This is a genomic window from Cognatundibacterium luofuense, assembly GCF_018139685.1.
In the GTDB taxonomy this organism is placed as follows: Bacteria; Pseudomonadota; Gammaproteobacteria; order Burkholderiales; family Burkholderiaceae_D; genus Undibacterium; species Undibacterium luofuense.
Window position 1 is genome coordinate 1 of sequence record NZ_JAGSPN010000267.1, and the last position, 372, is coordinate 372.

General features: G+C 48.9%; 1 pseudogene. It reads left to right on the plus strand.

The annotated features are described in order from the left end of the window. Positions 1-372, plus strand: a pseudogene (locus tag KDM89_RS20340) (hypothetical protein); the annotation flags it as partial.

Below are 372 nucleotides of genomic sequence, written 5' to 3' on the forward strand. Positions count from 1 at the left end.
CATAGATGCACTGCAGTATGACCCGGGGTATTACCGGGAAACAGGTAAAGCAATCAAGCGCATCATTGATCAGGCCAGCCATGCTGTGATTGATAGCGGAGAAGGTGCACAACTAGTATTCAGCGGCGTCTTAGAACCCGCCAAACTGAATGTAGGCGACTACAGCGAAATGGCCAATGTTGGCGGTCAATTCCCAATCGGAGAGGTATTCACAGAATCTGTCAGACTGGAAGATGTGAACGGCAAAGTGCGTATTTTTATTTTCGGCGATACCAGTTTCCGTATCAATGAACCACAGGTGCCGATCACGCTGATTGTGGAACGGGGTCAGGTGGTAGGCACTGAAAACAGCACGGAAGAATTTGATCGTGT